This is a genomic window from Mycolicibacterium novocastrense, assembly GCF_001570485.1.
In the GTDB taxonomy this organism is placed as follows: Bacteria; Actinomycetota; Actinomycetes; order Mycobacteriales; family Mycobacteriaceae; genus Mycobacterium; species Mycobacterium novocastrense.
Map to the genome: position 1 here is coordinate 210,189 of NZ_BCTA01000036.1, position 15,278 is coordinate 225,466.

The 15,278-nt window shown below is 67.7% G+C and carries 14 protein-coding genes; 11 read left to right on the forward strand and 3 right to left on the reverse strand.

All coding sequences use genetic code 11. The features are described from left to right. Nucleotides 1-6: 6 nt before the first annotated feature. Entirely contained in the window at nucleotides 7-1,773 is a 1,767-nt protein-coding gene (gene aspS, locus RMCN_RS14050) for an aspartate--tRNA ligase (protein WP_067390135.1), read from the reverse strand. Nucleotides 1,774-1,851: 78 nt separating this feature from the next. On the opposite strand from aspS, the gene RMCN_RS14055 reads away from it, so the two are divergent. Together RMCN_RS14055 and RMCN_RS14060 are read left to right on the forward strand one after the other, a co-directional pair. Further along, nucleotides 1,852-2,736 carry an oxidoreductase gene (locus RMCN_RS14055; protein ID WP_067391115.1) on the forward strand — a complete coding sequence of 295 codons (885 nt, stop codon included), beginning with the start codon at nucleotides 1,852-1,854 and terminating at the stop codon, nucleotides 2,734-2,736. A 36-nt stretch (nucleotides 2,737-2,772) separates the two neighbouring features. After that, entirely contained in the window at nucleotides 2,773-3,273 is a 501-nt protein-coding gene (locus RMCN_RS14060) for an SRPBCC family protein (protein ID WP_067390138.1), read from the forward strand. Between the two features lie 12 nt (nucleotides 3,274-3,285). On the opposite strand, the gene RMCN_RS14065 is transcribed toward RMCN_RS14060, so the two are convergent. After that, a complete protein-coding gene (locus RMCN_RS14065) occupies nucleotides 3,286-4,791 on the reverse strand; it encodes a carboxylesterase/lipase family protein (protein ID WP_067391118.1) in 1,506 nt (501 codons plus the stop codon). A 31-nt stretch (nucleotides 4,792-4,822) separates the two neighbouring features. On the opposite strand from RMCN_RS14065, the gene ypfJ reads away from it, so the two are divergent. Genes ypfJ through RMCN_RS14090 form a run of 5 tightly spaced genes read left to right on the forward strand, consistent with a single transcriptional unit; the run spans nucleotide 4,823 to nucleotide 9,726 of the window. Next, the gene (ypfJ, locus tag RMCN_RS14070; RefSeq protein WP_064415762.1) at nucleotides 4,823-5,716 is read left to right on the forward strand and encodes a KPN_02809 family neutral zinc metallopeptidase; all 894 of its coding nucleotides are present in this window, start codon (nucleotides 4,823-4,825) and stop codon (nucleotides 5,714-5,716) included. Further along, entirely contained in the window at nucleotides 5,709-7,367 is a 1,659-nt protein-coding gene (locus tag RMCN_RS14075; protein WP_067390141.1) for a DUF885 domain-containing protein, read from the forward strand. The genes ypfJ and RMCN_RS14075 overlap by 8 nt, the downstream gene beginning before the upstream one ends. A 40-nt stretch (nucleotides 7,368-7,407) precedes the next feature. After that, complete coding sequence (locus tag RMCN_RS14080; protein WP_067390143.1) at nucleotides 7,408-8,082, forward strand: MBL fold metallo-hydrolase; 675 nt, start codon at nucleotides 7,408-7,410, stop codon at nucleotides 8,080-8,082. A 56-nt stretch (nucleotides 8,083-8,138) separates the two neighbouring features. After that, on the forward strand, nucleotides 8,139-8,885 hold the full coding sequence (locus tag RMCN_RS14085; protein WP_067390146.1) for an SDR family oxidoreductase: 747 nt from the start codon (nucleotides 8,139-8,141) through the stop codon (nucleotides 8,883-8,885). Nucleotides 8,886-8,898: 13 nt separating this feature from the next. Beyond that, nucleotides 8,899-9,726, forward strand: coding sequence for a mycofactocin-coupled SDR family oxidoreductase (locus RMCN_RS14090; protein WP_067390149.1), 828 nt, complete (start codon nucleotides 8,899-8,901; stop codon nucleotides 9,724-9,726). 103 nt (nucleotides 9,727-9,829) lie between these two features. On the opposite strand, the gene RMCN_RS14095 is transcribed toward RMCN_RS14090, so the two are convergent. Further along, nucleotides 9,830-10,714 carry an acyl-CoA thioesterase gene (locus tag RMCN_RS14095; protein ID WP_067390152.1) on the reverse strand — a complete coding sequence of 295 codons (885 nt, stop codon included), beginning with the start codon at nucleotides 10,712-10,714 and terminating at the stop codon, nucleotides 9,830-9,832. Between the two features lie 75 nt (nucleotides 10,715-10,789). Between RMCN_RS14095 and RMCN_RS14100 the strand changes: the two genes are divergently transcribed. From RMCN_RS14100 to RMCN_RS14115, 4 genes are all read left to right on the forward strand, one after another. Next, nucleotides 10,790-11,440, forward strand: a complete 651-nt coding sequence (locus RMCN_RS14100) for a TetR/AcrR family transcriptional regulator (protein ID WP_067391121.1) — start codon at nucleotides 10,790-10,792, stop codon at nucleotides 11,438-11,440. 110 nt (nucleotides 11,441-11,550) lie between these two features. Next, nucleotides 11,551-12,774 carry an amidohydrolase family protein gene (locus RMCN_RS14105; protein WP_064415769.1) on the forward strand — a complete coding sequence of 408 codons (1,224 nt, stop codon included), beginning with the start codon at nucleotides 11,551-11,553 and terminating at the stop codon, nucleotides 12,772-12,774. 73 nt (nucleotides 12,775-12,847) lie between these two features. Further along, the gene (locus RMCN_RS14110; RefSeq protein WP_067390155.1) at nucleotides 12,848-13,996 is read left to right on the forward strand and encodes an acyl-CoA dehydrogenase family protein; all 1,149 of its coding nucleotides are present in this window, start codon (nucleotides 12,848-12,850) and stop codon (nucleotides 13,994-13,996) included. Beyond that, nucleotides 13,993-15,255: an acyl-CoA dehydrogenase family protein gene (locus RMCN_RS14115; protein ID WP_067390158.1), complete on the forward strand. Its 1,263-nt coding sequence runs from the start codon at nucleotides 13,993-13,995 to the stop codon at nucleotides 15,253-15,255. Before RMCN_RS14110 ends, RMCN_RS14115 begins: the two co-directional genes overlap by 4 nt. Nucleotides 15,256-15,278 lie beyond the last annotated feature (23 nt).

Genomic DNA, 15,278 nt, shown 5'->3' on the forward strand with positions numbered 1-15,278 from the left:
TTGGATTCAGTCGGTCTTCGGCTTGGCGTCGATTCCGGATTCCTTGCGCTGCTGCGGGGTGATCGGCGCCGGTGCACCCGTCAACGGGTCGACACCACCGCCGGACTTCGGGAACGCGATCACTTCGCGGATCGAGTCCGCACCGGCCAGCAGCGCGGTGGTGCGGTCCCACCCGAAGGCCAGGCCGCCGTGCGGCGGCGCGCCAAAGGTGAACGCCTCCAACAGGAATCCGAACTTCTCCTCGGCCTCGGCCTTGTCGATACCCATCACCGCGAACACCCGCTCCTGGATGTCGCGGCGGTGGATACGGATCGAGCCGCCGCCGATCTCGTTGCCGTTGCACACCACGTCGTAGGCGTCGGCCAGCACGCTGCCCGGATCGCTGTCGATGCGGTCTTCGAACTCGGGTTTGGGCGCGGTGAACGCGTGGTGCACCGCGGTCCACGCTCCGGACCCGACCGCGACGTCGCCGTGTGCCGTCGCGTCATCGGCGGGCTCGAACAGCGGCGGGTCCACCACCCACGTGAACGCCCAGGCGTTCGGGTCGATCATGTCGAGCCGTTTGGCGATCTCGGTGCGCACCGCGCCGAGCAGCGCCCGCGAACTCTTCGCCGGACCCGCCGAGAAGAACACGCAGTCACCGGGCTTCGCGCCGACGTGGGCGGCCAGGCCCTCACGTTCGGCGTCCGACAGATTCTTGGCCACCGGGCCGCTCAGCGTGCCGTCCTCGCCGACGAGCACGTAGGCCAGCCCCTTGTGCCCCCGCTGTTTGGCGAAGTCCTGCCAGGCGTCCAGGGTGCGGCGGGGCTGGGAGGCGCCGCCGGGCATGACGACGGCGCCCACGTACGGCGCCTGAAACACCCGGAACGGGGTGTCTTTGAAGAACTCGGCACACTCGACGAGTTCGAGTCCGAACCTCAGATCGGGCTTGTCCGAACCGAACCGGCGCATCGCGTCGGCGTACGTGATCCGCGGCAGCGGCAGGGGTACGTCGTAGCCGATCAACCGCCACAGCGCCGCGACGATCTCCTCGGAGACGGCGATCACGTCCTCGGAGTCGACGAAGCTCATCTCGAGGTCCAGCTGGGTGAATTCGGGCTGGCGGTCCGCGCGGAAATCCTCGTCGCGGTAGCAGCGCGCGATCTGGTAGTAGCGCTCCATGCCCGCGACCATCAGCAGCTGCTTGAACAGCTGCGGGCTCTGCGGCAACGCGTAGAACGAGCCGGGCTGCAGCCGTGCGGGGACCAGGAAGTCGCGCGCACCCTCGGGGGTCGAGCGCGTCATCGTGGGGGTCTCGATCTCGACGAAGTCGTGCCGCTCGAGCACCTCGCGGGCGGCGGCGTTCACCTTGGAGCGCAGCCGGATCGCGTGGCCGGGTTCATCGCGCCGCAGGTCGAGGTAGCGGTACTTCAGGCGCGCCTCTTCGCCGGGCTGCTCGTCGAGCTGGAACGGCAGCGGCGCGCTCTCCCCCAGCACGGTCAGCGACGTCGCGTTGACCTCGATCTCGCCGGTCGCGATGTCGGGGTTGGCGTTGCCTTCGGGGCGGATCTCCACGACGCCGTCGACGGCGATGCAGAACTCGGCGCGTAATCGGTGCGCCGACTCCAAGACAACCGCTTCGCGGAACACGACCTGCGACACCCCCGACGCGTCGCGCAGATCGATGAAGATGACGCCGCCGTGGTCGCGCCGACGCGCCACCCAGCCGGCCAACGTCACCTTCTGACCGGCGCCGGCGGGCCGCAACGATCCGGCGGCATGACTGCGCAGCACTGAGACTCCTGAGGAAATCGCCTGACAAGACAACTGCCCAAGTGTAGAGGGGTGCGGTTCGCCGGTAACTTGGCGTTCATGCCTAGTCGCGTCGCCCTCGTCGGGCCCGGGGCGATCGGTTCGACCGTGGCGGCTCTGTTGTATGCGGCCGGTCACGCGGTGACGCTGTGCGGACGGACACCGCGCGACTCGATCGAGGTCAGGCCCGACGACGGCGATCCGATCGTGGTGCCCGGTCCGGTGCTGACCGACCCCGCCGACGTCGACGAGCCGGTCGACGTCGTGCTACTGGCGGTCAAGGACACCCAAAACGAGCAGTCGGCGGGGTGGCTGGCGAAGTTGTGCGACGACCGCACCGTGGTGTGTGCGCTGCAGAACGGTGTCGAACAGCTCGAGCGCGTCGGCCGCTTCTGCCCTGCATCGACGGTTGTGCCTGCGGCCGTATGGGTTTCGGCCGAGCCGACGCCGCAGGGTCATGTCTGGTTACGCACCGGAGCGCGGCTGGTGTTACCCGACACGGCAGGCGCGCAGACGTTGGCAGACCTGTTCGCCGGCAGCGCGGTGGCGGTCGAGATCGATCCGAACTTTCTCGACGCCGCCTGGCACAAGCTCCTGGTCAACGCGGTGGTGGGGTTCATGGTGCTCAGCGGTCGCCGCTCGGGCATGTTCCGGCGCGACGACGTCGACGGCCTTGCCCGCCGTTATCTGGCCGAGTGCCTCGCCGTCGCGCGGGCCGAGGGCGCCACGTTGGGCGACGAGGTGGCCGACATCGTCGGCCTGCTCGCCAAGTCCCCGGAGGACATCACCACGTCGATGCTGACCGACCGCGAGGCCGGCCGGACGTTGGAGTGGGACATCCGCAACGGGGTGATCGCCCGCAAGGGCGCCGAGCACGGGTTGAGCACGCCGATCAGCGATGTGCTGGTGCCGCTGCTGGCGGCGGCCAGCGACGGACCTGGCTAGACCTGGGCTCTGACTAGACACCGTCCTTTACTGTGTATGCCCATGCAGCAGTGTGAACGCGTCTACCTGGGCTTCATCGAGAGCGCGCCGTTCCGGTTCGTCAGCACCGTCGACCTCGCGATCACACCCGAACAACTCTTCGAGGTGCTCGCGGACGCGGAGTCATGGCCGCACTGGGCCACCGTGATCACCGAGGTCACATGGACCAGCCCCGAACCACGCGGTGTCGGCACCACCCGAACGGTGAAAATGCGCGGCGGCATCGTCGGCGACGAGGAGTTTCTCGCCTGGGAGCCCTACACTCACATGGCTTTTCGGTTCAATGAGGCCTCGACCGGAAGTATCGCGGCGTTCGCCGAGGATTACCGGGTCGTGCCGACGCCGCAGGGCTGCCACCTGACGTGGGTGATGGCGATGAAACCCCACGGCGCCGCCGCCCGGATCGGGATGACGCTCGGCAAGCCGGTGATGGGCTGGCTGTTCCAGAAGTTCCTGTACAACCTGCGCGACTATGCCGCCAACCGCTTCGGGGCCTGACCTCTCGGCGGCCTAGTAAAGCCCTGCCCAGGCTTCCCGTCGCGCAAAGTCGGGATCCGAGACGACCGTGTCGCGCGCGCTCATGATGATCCGGGTGCAGCGCCGTTCGGTGTCATAGACGGGCCAGTCGTGCCCGTTGGACCAGTAAATCTCGCCGCTGTCCCACCCCTGAGAAGCGAAGTCGAGCCACGCCCGCTGCATGCGCCTGCCGACCGCGGGCTGCAGCCGCCGCCCCAGCGGATGGATCCTGCGCCCGAGATATGACGCGTAGCTGTGCTGGATGTGCACGATCTCGCTACCGTGAGTCGCGCCGAGGCCGAGCACGCGCAGGCTGAAACCGAAGTGGTCGAAGCGGTACATGTGGGTGGGGGCGTGAGCGCTGTACGCATCGGCGAACGCCCACGCCGGCCCGCCGAACATCACGTCGGAGGCGAACGCCACCAGCTCCCGTCGGCGCGGATAGTGCGGGTACGCGGCCAGCACGCGCTGTTTGGCGTCGGGCCCGATGCGGGCGAAGTACGCCTCCACAGACGCCTGAGTGGTCGGCAGCATCGGCGGTTTGGTCCAGGCGAACATCGACGCTTCGTGGCTGTTGGTCCCGATGATCAGCGGCACCCGCCGCAGGGTTCCGGCGCGTGCGGCATCCACCGGATGATGGGGCAGCAGGTCGACGCCGTACGTCAACCCGTAGGCCAACGTCGGCGTGCGCGCGGCGCTTTCGAGTTGCAGCCTGCCCGCCGCGCGGCGCAGCTCCCGTTGCGGTAGCCCCTTGACCTCGGATACCGGCACGCCGAGTCGGCGCACGAACTCGTGCGCCTGCTGGGCCCGCTGCTCCCGATCGGCGATCAGCGGCAGCGCCGGGCTCTGGGCGATCGCTCGGCTGAACAGGCCCTCGGCGGCGGGGCTGGCGATCAGCGCGAGCACCGACGTGCCGCCCGCGGACTCGCCGAACACCGTCACGCGGGACGGATCGCCGCCGAAGGCCGCGATGTGGTCGCGGACCCACCGCAGTGCGGCGATCTGGTCCCGCAGCGCGAGGTTGTCATCGAACCCGTCGCCGAGGTCGCCGAGTTCGAAGCCACCGAAGACGCCGATGCGGTAGGTGATGTTGACGACGACCACGTCGCCGTTGGCGGCCAGCCGCGAACCGTTGTAGAGCTGGAACTGACCGGCACCGAACACGAACGCGCCGCCGGGGATCCACACCATCACCGGAAGCCACGCACTGGTGTCGGGCGACCACACCGTCAAGGTGAGGCAGGCCTCGTCGCGGACCTTGGGATCGTCGCGGCCACCGCCGACGAACGACTTGCCCTGCGGTGGCAGCGGCCCGTGCTCGACCGCGTCGCGCAACCCTGTCCACGGCCGCTTCGGCTCTGGACCGAGGAACCGGCGCTCACCCACGGGTTGCTCGGCATAGGGCACCCCTCGCCAGACCCCGACGCCGCCTTCGGTCGTGCCGCGGAGATCACCGAGGTCGGTGTGCACGACGACCGAATGTCCGACAACGGTGGCCACGACCGAATCGTAGTGTGCGAAGCTGAACGTCATGACCTTCAACGAAGGTATGCGGATCGACACCAGCACCGCCTCGTCCAGTGGCGGCGGGGGCGGACCCGGGCGGGGTATCGCGGTCGGGGGTGGAGTCGGCGGCCTGCTCATCCTCGTGGTGGCGCTGTTCCTCGGCGTCGACCCCAGCACGGTGGTGCCCCAGCAGGGTCAGTACGACAGCCAGGGTGTGCAGGCGCCCGGTTTCGACGTCAGCCAGTGCAAGACCGGCGCGGATGCCAACGCGATCCCCCAATGCCTGGTGCTCGCCACCGCCACTTCGTTGGACGGGATATGGCCGCAGCTGATGCCCGACTACACGCGGCCCGGCGTTCACCTCTTCACCGAGAGTGTCAACACGGCGTGCGGCCATGCCACCAGCGAGGTCGGACCGTTCTACTGTCCGGCGGATCAGACCGCCTACTTCGACGTCGGCTTCTTCGATGTACTTCGTGACCAATTCGGTTCCAGCGGCGGGCCGTTGGCACAGGAATACGTGGTGGCCCATGAGTTCGGCCACCACGTGCAGAACCTCACCGGCGCGCTGCGAAACTCGCAGGGCCCCGGGGCGGCGGGACCCACCGGCGGCGGCGTGCGCACCGAACTGCAGGCCGACTGTTACGCCGGGGTGTGGGCGCACTACGCCGCCATCACCAAGCAGGAAGGCACCGACGTCACGTTTCTAGAGCCGTTGACGGACAAGGACATCGCCGATGCGCTGTCGGCCGCGGCCGCGGTGGGCGATGACCGTATCCAGAAGCAGACCACCGGCCGGGTGAACCCCGAGGCGTGGACGCACGGATCCGCCGCGCAGCGGCAGAAGTGGTTCACCGAGGGCTACCGCACCGGTGATCCCAAGGCCTGCGACACCTTCTCCACGAACGACCTTGGGTAGGACGCCCACGGCTGTCGACTCCGTCGCCGAACGCTACCTGGACACCCTCGCCGAGCTCGACCCTTGCGCCGCAACGAAAATGGGCATAACCGGTCACGACCGCAACTATGAGGAGGAGATCACCGACTACTCCCCCGACGGTGTCGCCGCGCGCGCCGACGCAGCGCGTCGCACACTGCGCGAACTGTCCGAGGTCACACCGGCGGACGCGGTCGACGAGGTCACGGTGGCGGCGATGCGCGAGCGCCTGGGAATCGTGATCGACCTCAACGACGCCGGCCTCGATCTGGGCGAACTCAACGTGATCGCCTCACCGCTGCAGTCGATGCGCAACGTGTTCGACCTCATGCCGACCCAAACCACCGACGACTGGGCGGTGATCGCGCGCCGGCTGTCGCAACTGCCCGACCGTGTCGCCGGATACGCCGACGCCCTGCGTGCCGCGGTCGCCGACGGACATCCTCCGGCGGTGCGCCAGGTCATGCGCGGGATCGAACAGGCCGCGAGCATTCAGCACCTGCTGGTCGACATGGTCGCGAACGCGGTCCCGGAGAACAAGGCGTTGCACGACGAATTGCAGCAGCACGCGGCGAACGCCGCCAACGCCTACCGGGAGCTGGACAGGATCCTCGGCGACGAGATCGCCCCGCATGCGCGCGCCGAGGACGCCGTGGGCCGAGAGGTTTACCGGTTGTGTTCGCGTTCGTTCCTAGGCGCCGAGGTCGATTTCGACGAGACGTACGAGTGGGGTCTGGAGCGGCTGGAAAGCATTGTCGCCGAACAGGAGAGGCTCGCCCAGCAGTTGTATCCCGGCACGTCGATCGCAGACGCGCTGCGGCGACTGGACGGTGAGGAGCGCTACCTCATCCACGGCGTCGACGCGCTGCAGGCATGGATGCAGGACCTGTCCGACCGTGCTGTCGAGGCACTGGCCGACACGCACTTCGACATCGCCGAACCACTGCGTGAGCTGGAGTGCCGGATCGCGCCGACGCACACCGGCGGCATCTACTACACCGGTCCGTCGGAAGATTTCAGCAGACCGGGCCGGATGTGGTGGTCGGTTCCGCACGGCGTGGACACCTTCCACACATGGCAGGAGACCACGACGGTGTTCCACGAGGGCGTTCCGGGACACCATCTGCAGATCGGCCGCGCGGTCGTGCGCGCCGACCAACTCAACCGGTGGCGGCGGCTGGGCTGCTTCGTGTCGGGTCACGGCGAGGGTTGGGCGCTGTACGCCGAACGACTGATGGCCGAACTCGGCTGGCTCGACGATCCCGGCGACCACATCGGAATGCTGGACGCGCAACGCTTCCGGGCCGCCCGCGTCGTCATCGACATCGGGGTGCACTGCGGTATGACCGCGCCCGACGGCGCCGTGTGGGATGTCGACAAGGCGTGGCAATTCCTGGTGTCCCACAGCGCGATGAACGAGGAGCACCTGCAGTTCGAGCTCGACCGCTACCTGGGCTGGCCGGGCCAGGCGCCGTCGTACGCGATCGGGCAGCGCATCTGGCAACGGCTCCGCGACGAGATGCTCGGCCGCGGTGTGTCGCTCAAGGAATTCCACGATCGCGCGCTGGACCTCGGCGGACTGCCGCTCGACGTGCTGCGGTCGGCGCTGACGAGTGATTTCGCCTCCGGCTGAGCCCCTTTCGCCGCCCGCTCGTACGCCCTAGCGTGGACGCATGGAGTCCGTTGCCGTCACCGCGAACCTGACCATGCTCGTCGTCGACGGGTGGCAGGTCTACGCCTGGCGCGACGGTGACTCGGTGACGCTGATCGACACTGGGGCACCGGGATCCGGCGCGGCCATCGCCGAGGCCGTACCTGGAGTCGATCGGATCGTCTTGACGCACGGGCATGTCGACCACGTCGGCTCGGCGGCCGAACTCCACACATCGACGGGGGCCCCTGTCCTCGCCGGCGCCGGCGACGCCGCGGCCATTCGCGACGGTGCCGCGCTGCCCCCACCGGTGTTCGAAGATTGGGAGGTGCCGATCCACGCGCGTGTCGCCGCGGGATTGCCCGATGCGGCCGACCCCGTGCCCGTCGCTCGGGAACTACGCGACGGCGACATCCTGGATTTCGGCGGCGGCGCCGAGATCCTGTCGATACCGGGCCACACCGAGGGCAGTATCGCGATCCATCTGCCCCGCCACGGTGTGCTGCTGACCGGTGACACCATCGCCAACGTCGGCACGCTCATGCTCGGCACCTTCAACCAGGACCGGGCGCGCACGGTGGCGTCATTCCGCCGCCTCGCCGCGCTCGACATCGACACGGCGTGTTTCGGGCACGGCGAACCGATCATCTCCGGTGCGGGCGCACGGCTTCGGGAGGTCGCGGCCACGCTGAGCTGACCGGCCCCATCCGAATCGCCCAGCGAGTACCGTCACCGTGGTCGAAGGAGACACTCATGCGCATCGCAATCGCAGGAGCGACGGGAAACATCGGCGCCCGCACCGCCGCCGCACTCGAGCGCGACGGCCACGAGGTCGTCCGCATCAGCCGCTCACTCGGGGTCGACCTGATGTCCGGTGAAGGCCTGGACTCCGCGCTCGCCGGCGTACACGCCGTCGTCGACGCCGTCAGCGCACCACCCATCGACCGGGACCGCACCATCGAGTACTTCGGCACCACCACACGCAATCTGCTCGCCGCCGAGCAGCGCGCCGGTGTCGGTCACCATGTGCTGTTGTCAATCGTCGGCATCCACGACATCGAGGGCAATGCGCACTACTCGGGCAAGCGGGAACAGGAACGGCTCGTCGCCGACGGACCGGTGCCGTGGACCATCGTGCCCGCCACCCAGTTTCACGACTTCGCGGCCATGGTCGCCGGTTGGTTCGAACAGGACGGGGTGTCGACCATCGCCCCGCTGCTCGTGCAGCCGATCGCGCCCGATGACATCGCCGAGGTCCTCGCCGAGGTCGCCGCCGGTCAACCGCAGGGCCGGTATGTGGATGTCGCGGGTCCCGAGACCCAGGACCTTGTCGACATGGCACGCCGGACGCTGGCCGCCAGGGGCCGGCAGCTGAAGCTCGTCCCGACCTGGTCGGGCATGTTCGGGCTCTCGATGGCCGGAAACGTCCTGCTGCCCGGCGAGAATGCGCGCATCGCCCCGACGACGTTCGACGACTGGCTCGCCGCCGGCGCCAACTGATCAGGAGAACTGAATGACCAACCCCGACACCCCGCTGGCCGGAAAGGTGGCCTACGTGACGGGCGCCGCCCGCGGCCAGGGCCGCTCGCACTGCGTCCGGCTGGCCCGCGCCGGCGCCGACATCGTCGCGATCGACGCCTGCGGTCGGGTCGCCGCGCACAACGGTTATTCGCCCGCGGGCCCGGAGGATCTCGCCGAAACGGTGAGCCTCGTCGAAGGTGAGGGCCGCAAGATCGTCGCCGACCGGGTCGACGTCCGCGACCTCGCCGGCCAGCAGCGGGTGGTCTCCGACGCGATCGAGCAGTTCGGCCGCCTCGACATCGTCGTCGCCAACGCCGGTGTGATGAATTGGGGCCGGCTGTGGGAGATTTCGGCGCAACAGTGGCAGGAAGTCCTCGACGTCAACCTCACCGGTGTGTGGAACACGATCAAGGCCGCCGTACCGCCGATGATCGAGGCGGGCAACGGTGGGTCGATCATCACGATCAGTTCGGCAGCCGGCATCAAGGCCGTTCCCGGCTGCGGTCACTACTGCGCCAGCAAGTTCGGCGTCGTCGGGCTCACCAACTCGTTGGCGGTCGAACTCGGCGAGTTCGGCATTCGGGTCAACTCGGTGCATCCGTACGGCACCGACACCCCGATGGGCAACGACACGTCGATGTACCAGATCTTCGCCGACCACCAGACCTACATCCACAGCTTCTCCCCCGGCGCGCTGTCGACGGAGTCGCTGGCCGACCCGGATCTGGTGTCCGACATCGTGGTCTGGTTGGCCAGCGACGCCTCGTCACTGCTGACCGCGGCGCAAATCCCCGCCGACAAGGGCTATCTCAAAATTTGAGCGTGCCGCGAGTCTGAACTTGTGCGCCAGATGTCGACGAATGTTCGTGCAGGAGTTCAGTTTCGGCGCCCGGGCACCGCCGCCGTCAGAGCCACCGCCTCCGTCAGAGCCGGGACTGCTCCTTGATCGCCGTATCGCTGGTGCGCAGCGGCCGGATCAGCGCGTCCTGGGTGAAGGACGCGATCAGCTCACCCGCCTCGGTGTGCACCGTGCCGCGCACGTATGACATGCCGGCGCCCACCTGGGTGCTCTCGTGGCTGTAGAGCAGCCACCCGTCCCAGGTAAACGGCTCGTGGAAGCTCACCGACACCGTCATCGGTGCGGTCGACACGGTGATGTGCGACTGCGCGGTGCCGATCCCCTCGTGCGCGCGCATCGTCGTCGAAATACCAAGGTGCCCGGTCAGATACGCGACGAGCGCCTTGGCGAGCTCGTCGCGGTCGGGGGTCTTGTCGTAGTGCACCCAGGCGTACAGTTCCGGCGGGCCGACCTCGTCGGGGCTGTTGACGTCGACGACATCGATGAGCCGGATCTCGCGACCGGCCATGGCCATGCCGGCATCGTTGGCTTCCGCGGGTGGCTTCACGTTGGGTCGCGGCACCGCATGCCGGATGACGTCGTCGGTCGGGACGTCGGTCAGCACGGTGACGGTGATGCAGCGTTTGCCGTTCTGCTTGGCCGCGGCGACAGCGGTTGCGGTGGAACGGCCTTCGTTGACGACGTCGATCTCCAACTCGACCGGTCCGGCCGCGACCATGACCGCCCGCGAGAACACCGCATGCACCGATCGAACCGACTTACCCTCGAATCGCTTGGCCACCGCCACGATCACCTGGGCGAGCACCTGGGTGCCCTCGACAACCTGCCGGTCCTCCTCACCGGCGGGCCCGGTCTCGGCGATGAATCGGTTCTCCCCGTCCGGGCGGACGTCGAACAGGTCGAGCAGGGTGTCGACGGTCCACTGTTGCTGCGCTGAGTCTGTGGTCATGCAAGGAACAGTAACCGAGCCTCTACAAAAGCGGTAACGTCGTTACCAGGCAATCACGAGCCGGAGGTGACGACCATGGCCAAGCCGAGCGGGCGCCCCGCCGCGAGCGCTACCCGCACGGCCGACGCTGCCGATGGCGATCCCCGGCCCAAGCGCTTCATGAAGTCGGCATTGGCGATCCTCGGCGAGACCGGGCGCACCGACTTCACCGTGCTCGAGGTGGTCGAGCGGTCGAAGACGTCGCTGCGGTCCTTCTACCAACACTTCTCGACCAAGGACGAGCTGCTCCTCGCCTTGGTCGACAAGATCATGTCCGAGTCGACGCGCCGCTGGCGCGAGGACACTGACGGGCTACCGGCCGCCGCGGCCCTTCGGGTCCTCATCGACCGGATCTGCACCCCGCCCGAGACCACCGCACAAGACAAGGTCAACCGGGGTCTGACGAACTACAACGACCGCCTCGCCGAGACCTTGCCGCGTGAGTACTCGCGCGTGCTCTCCCCGGTCTACGAGTTGATCAGAGACATCATCAACCGCGGCATCGCCGAGGGCGTTTTCCGGTCGGACCTCAACGTCGACGCGCGGGCCGCGCTGATCATGCAGTCCGCGCTGGGCGCGATCCGGCTGCAGGTGCTGGGCGCGGAACTCAGCGGGATACCGGTCGGCGCCGACGACATCTACGACTACTGCCTCAGCGGGCTCACCGGCCCGGACAAGCACGCTTGACCTGCACCGCACAAGCCGAGAACCAGCCTCTCCAGGGCGGCTGTTTATGCTGGTCCGAAAGTGGTAATGTCATTACCACTCACAGCCAATCAGACTTGCAGGAGGCGAACATGACACGCCAGCTTCCCTATCCCGTCTTCGACGCGGACAACCACTTCTACGAGCCCAAAGAGGCGCTGACCAAGTTCCTCCCCGACCACCGCAAGCACGTCATCGACTACATCGAGGTGCGCGGGCGGACCAAGATCATGGTGCGTAACCAGGTCAGCGACTACATCCCGAACCCCACCTTCGAGGTCGTCGCGCGCCCGGGCGCCCAGGAGGAGTACTTCAAGCACGGCAGCGGCGGCAAGAGCTTCCGCGAGGTCATGGGCAAGCCGATGAAGGCGATTCCGGCCTTCCGCGAACCCGCCGCGCGCCTCGAGGTCATGGACGGCCTCGGCCTGGACTACTCGCTGATGTTCCCGACCCTGGCCAGCCTGGTCGAGGAACGGATGAAGGACGATCCGGAGCTCATTCTCGACGTCATCCACGCGCTCAACGAGTGGATGTACGAGACCTGGCAGTTCAACTACGAGGACCGGATCTTCTCCACCCCGGTGATCAACCTCGGCATCGTCGACCGCGCGCTCGAGGAACTCGAGTGGTGCCTGGAGCGCGGCGCCAAGACCGTACTCGTCCGGCCTGCCCCGGTGCCCGGGCTCAAGGGCACGCGCTCGTTCGGGCTGCCCGAGTTCGATCCGTTCTGGGACGCCTGCGTCAAGGCCGGTATCCCGGTGTCGATGCACGCATCGGATTCCGGCTACGCCGAGTACCTCAACGACTGGGAACCTGCCGACGAGTACCTGCCGTTCAAGCCGACCGCGTTCCGGATGGTCTCGATGGGCAAGCGGCCGATCGAGGATTCGATGGCCGCGCTGGTGTGCCACGGCGCGCTCACCCGCAACCCCGACCTGCGGATCTTGTCGATCGAGAACGGTGCGGACTGGGTGCCCTACCTGTTCAAGCAGTTCGAGGGCGTCTACAAGAAGATGCCGCAGGAATTCCCCGAGAATCCGATCGAGGCGTTCAAGCGCGGCGTGTATGTCGCGCCGTTCTGGGAGGACGACTTCAAGCAGATGGCCGATCTCATCGGCGTCGACCGGGTGATCTTCGGATCGGACTGGCCGCACCCCGAGGGCCTGGCCGAGCCGACGCATCTGATCGACGACCTGCAGGGCCTCGACGAGGAGGGCCAGCGGAAGGTCATGGGCGGCAACATGATCGAGTTGTTCAAGGTGCCCAACGAGATCGTCCACAACCCCGACGTGCCCGCGCTCGTCATCCCCGCCTGAGTTCAGGCACCGTCGCGAAACGTGCGTGTCGATCCGTCGACACGCACGTTCGCACGATTACGAAAGAGAGCCCGTGAGCGACAGCGCGAACAACGGCACGAATCCCGAGGTACTGCTCTTCGCCTCAACGACACAGTCGTTCCTCGAGAAGGAAGTGCCGCTGAGCCGTATACGGCAGATGCACGACGCCGGAACCTCGTTCGACACCGACTGGTGGCGTCGAGCCGTCGAACTGGGCTGGACCAGCCTGCTGGTGCCCGAGGAACTCGGCGGCGGCAGTGTCTCCGGTAACGGCGTCAAGGATCTGGCACTGGTCGCCGAGATCGCCGGTAAGACCGTCGCTCCCGGGCCGCTGCACCCGGTGAGCACCGTGCTCGCCGGACTCGTCGACGCGCCCACTGGCCACGAGGACACCATCGCGGCGCTCGTCGCCGGCGATGCGGTGGCCAGCTGGGCGGTGTATGAACCCGGCCGGCCATGGTCTCCCCTGACCCCGTCGGTCACCGCCACCGCCACCGCGACCGGTTTCCGCATCGACGGCGCCAAGGACCGTGTCGAGGCCGGCGCGCACAGCGGATTGTTCTTGGTGACAGCACTATCCGACGACGGTGTCCGTCAGTTCCTCGTACCCTCGGACGCACCAGGTGTGCGTGTGGAGCCACAGCGTTCGATCGACATGGTCAAGAGTTACGCGCGCGTGCACTTCGACGGGGTCGAGGTCGACGCGGGCGCGGCGGTCGGCACGGCCGAGGTGACACCAGCGCTGATCGAGCGCCAGGCCCAGATCGCCGCCGTGCTGCAGTGCGCCGAAGTCGTCGGCATTCTGGATACCGTGTTGGCCTTCACGATTCAGTGGGGATTCGACCGGCACAGCTTCGGTCGCCCCCTGGGCTCGTATCAGGCGCTCAAGCACAAGTACGCCGACCTGAAGATCTGGTTTGAAGGGTGCCGGGCCACGACCAACGCCGCGGTGGCCGAGGTGGCGGCGCGGACTCCCGGGGCAGCGATGGCCGTGAGCGTCGCGAAATCCTATGTGGGCGAATACTCACCGGGCATGTTGCAGCTGTGTGTGCAGCTGCACGGCGGCATCGGGGTGACGTGGGAGCACGACCTGCACCTGTTCCTGCGTCGAACCACGGTGAACCGCTCGATGTTCGGCACCCCCGAGGACCACAACCTGCGCGTCTACGCCCTCACCGAAAACCTGGAGCAAGCGTCATGACCGAGACGACGTCGGCCCCGGCCGCGCCGGCCACCGCGGAATCCGTCGAGGAGTTCGCCGCCCGGGCTCAGGCGTGGCTGGCACAGAACATGCCGTCCATCGATCCGAACAACCCGCCCGAGCACGATCGCGGTGAGGAGGAACCGTGGCAGCGCGCGCGGGAACTCCAGAAGCGGTTGTGGGACGGCGGATTCGCCGGCATCTGCTTCCCGAAGGAGTACGGCGGGCTCGGTCTGCCGATCGCCTACCAGAAGGCGTTCGACAACGTGTCGCGCTGCTACGAGATGCCGGTGATCCTGAACACGCCGACGTTCACGATCTGCGCGGCCACCATCCTCGACACCGGAAGCGAAGAGCAGAAACGTCAGCACATTTCTGCGGCGCTGCGCGGTGACGAGGTGCTGGTGCAGCTGCTGTCGGAGCCCAGCGGCGGCTCCGACCTCGCCGGTGTGATCACCCGTGCGGACCGCAAGGGCGACAAGTGGGTGATCAACGGCGCAAAGACGTGGAGTACCAGCGCGTTCGCCGCCGATTACGGGTTGATGCTCGCGCGCACCGACTGGGATGTGCCCAAGCACGAGGGCCTGACCATGTTCATGGTGCCGATCGACAGCCCCGGCATCACACTGCGCCGCATCAAGCAGGTCAACGGTTCCGTCGAGTTCTGCGAGGAGTTCTTCGACAACCTCGAACTCGGCGACGACGCGGTCGTCGGCGAGGTCAACGGCGGCTGGCACGTGGCGTCGCGCCAGCTCTACCACGAGCGGCGCGCGGTCGGCGGCGGCTCGGAGTTCGCCAGCGGTATCGGCGCCGAGGGCAAATCCGATGTGCCGATCAACTACGTCGAGCTGCTCGAGAAGGTCGGCCAGCCGGATAATGAGCGGCTGCGCGCGATGGCGGGCCGCGCGCTGGCGCACCGGGCGGTCCGCGAACAGCTGATCGACCACGTGTACCACGGCGTCCTCGACGGATCGCTGCCTCCGGCGGCGGGTTCGATCATCCGCATCGCGCACGCCGACATCCACCATCTGGAGTTCGACACCGCCCTGGCCATCACCGGCAGCGCGGGCGTCGTCGACGTCGACGGTGACCTGATCCGTTACGGCGAGCGGTATCTGGGCCGCCAGGCTGCCGCCCTCGGCGGCGGCACCACCGAGATCGCGCGCAACATCATCGGCGAGCGCGTGCTCGGCTTCCCACGCGAACCCGCCGCCGATCGCGATGTGCCGTTCAAAGAGGTCAAGCGCAACAGGGGCTGACTCTCCGTGCGCCCGTAACCGTT

What these genes read in the sequence shown, in the direction of transcription:
- RMCN_RS14055 (WP_067391115.1), top strand. Translation starts at nt 1,852, where the DNA reads ATGCCTAGTCGCGTCGCCCTCGTCGGGCCCGGGGCGATCGGTTCGACC.
- RMCN_RS14060 (WP_067390138.1), top strand. Translation starts at nt 2,773, where the DNA reads ATGCCCATGCAGCAGTGTGAACGCGTCTACCTGGGCTTCATCGAGAGC.
- ypfJ (WP_064415762.1), top strand. Translation starts at nt 4,823, where the DNA reads ATGACCTTCAACGAAGGTATGCGGATCGACACCAGCACCGCCTCGTCC.
- RMCN_RS14080 (WP_067390143.1), top strand. Translation starts at nt 7,408, where the DNA reads ATGGAGTCCGTTGCCGTCACCGCGAACCTGACCATGCTCGTCGTCGAC.
- RMCN_RS14085 (WP_067390146.1), top strand. Translation starts at nt 8,139, where the DNA reads ATGCGCATCGCAATCGCAGGAGCGACGGGAAACATCGGCGCCCGCACC.
- RMCN_RS14090 (WP_067390149.1), top strand. Translation starts at nt 8,899, where the DNA reads ATGACCAACCCCGACACCCCGCTGGCCGGAAAGGTGGCCTACGTGACG.
- RMCN_RS14095 (WP_067390152.1), bottom strand. Translation starts at nt 10,714, where the DNA reads ATGACCACAGACTCAGCGCAGCAACAGTGGACCGTCGACACCCTGCTC.
- RMCN_RS14100 (WP_067391121.1), top strand. Translation starts at nt 10,790, where the DNA reads ATGGCCAAGCCGAGCGGGCGCCCCGCCGCGAGCGCTACCCGCACGGCC.
- RMCN_RS14105 (WP_064415769.1), top strand. Translation starts at nt 11,551, where the DNA reads ATGACACGCCAGCTTCCCTATCCCGTCTTCGACGCGGACAACCACTTC.
- RMCN_RS14115 (WP_067390158.1), top strand. Translation starts at nt 13,993, where the DNA reads ATGACCGAGACGACGTCGGCCCCGGCCGCGCCGGCCACCGCGGAATCC.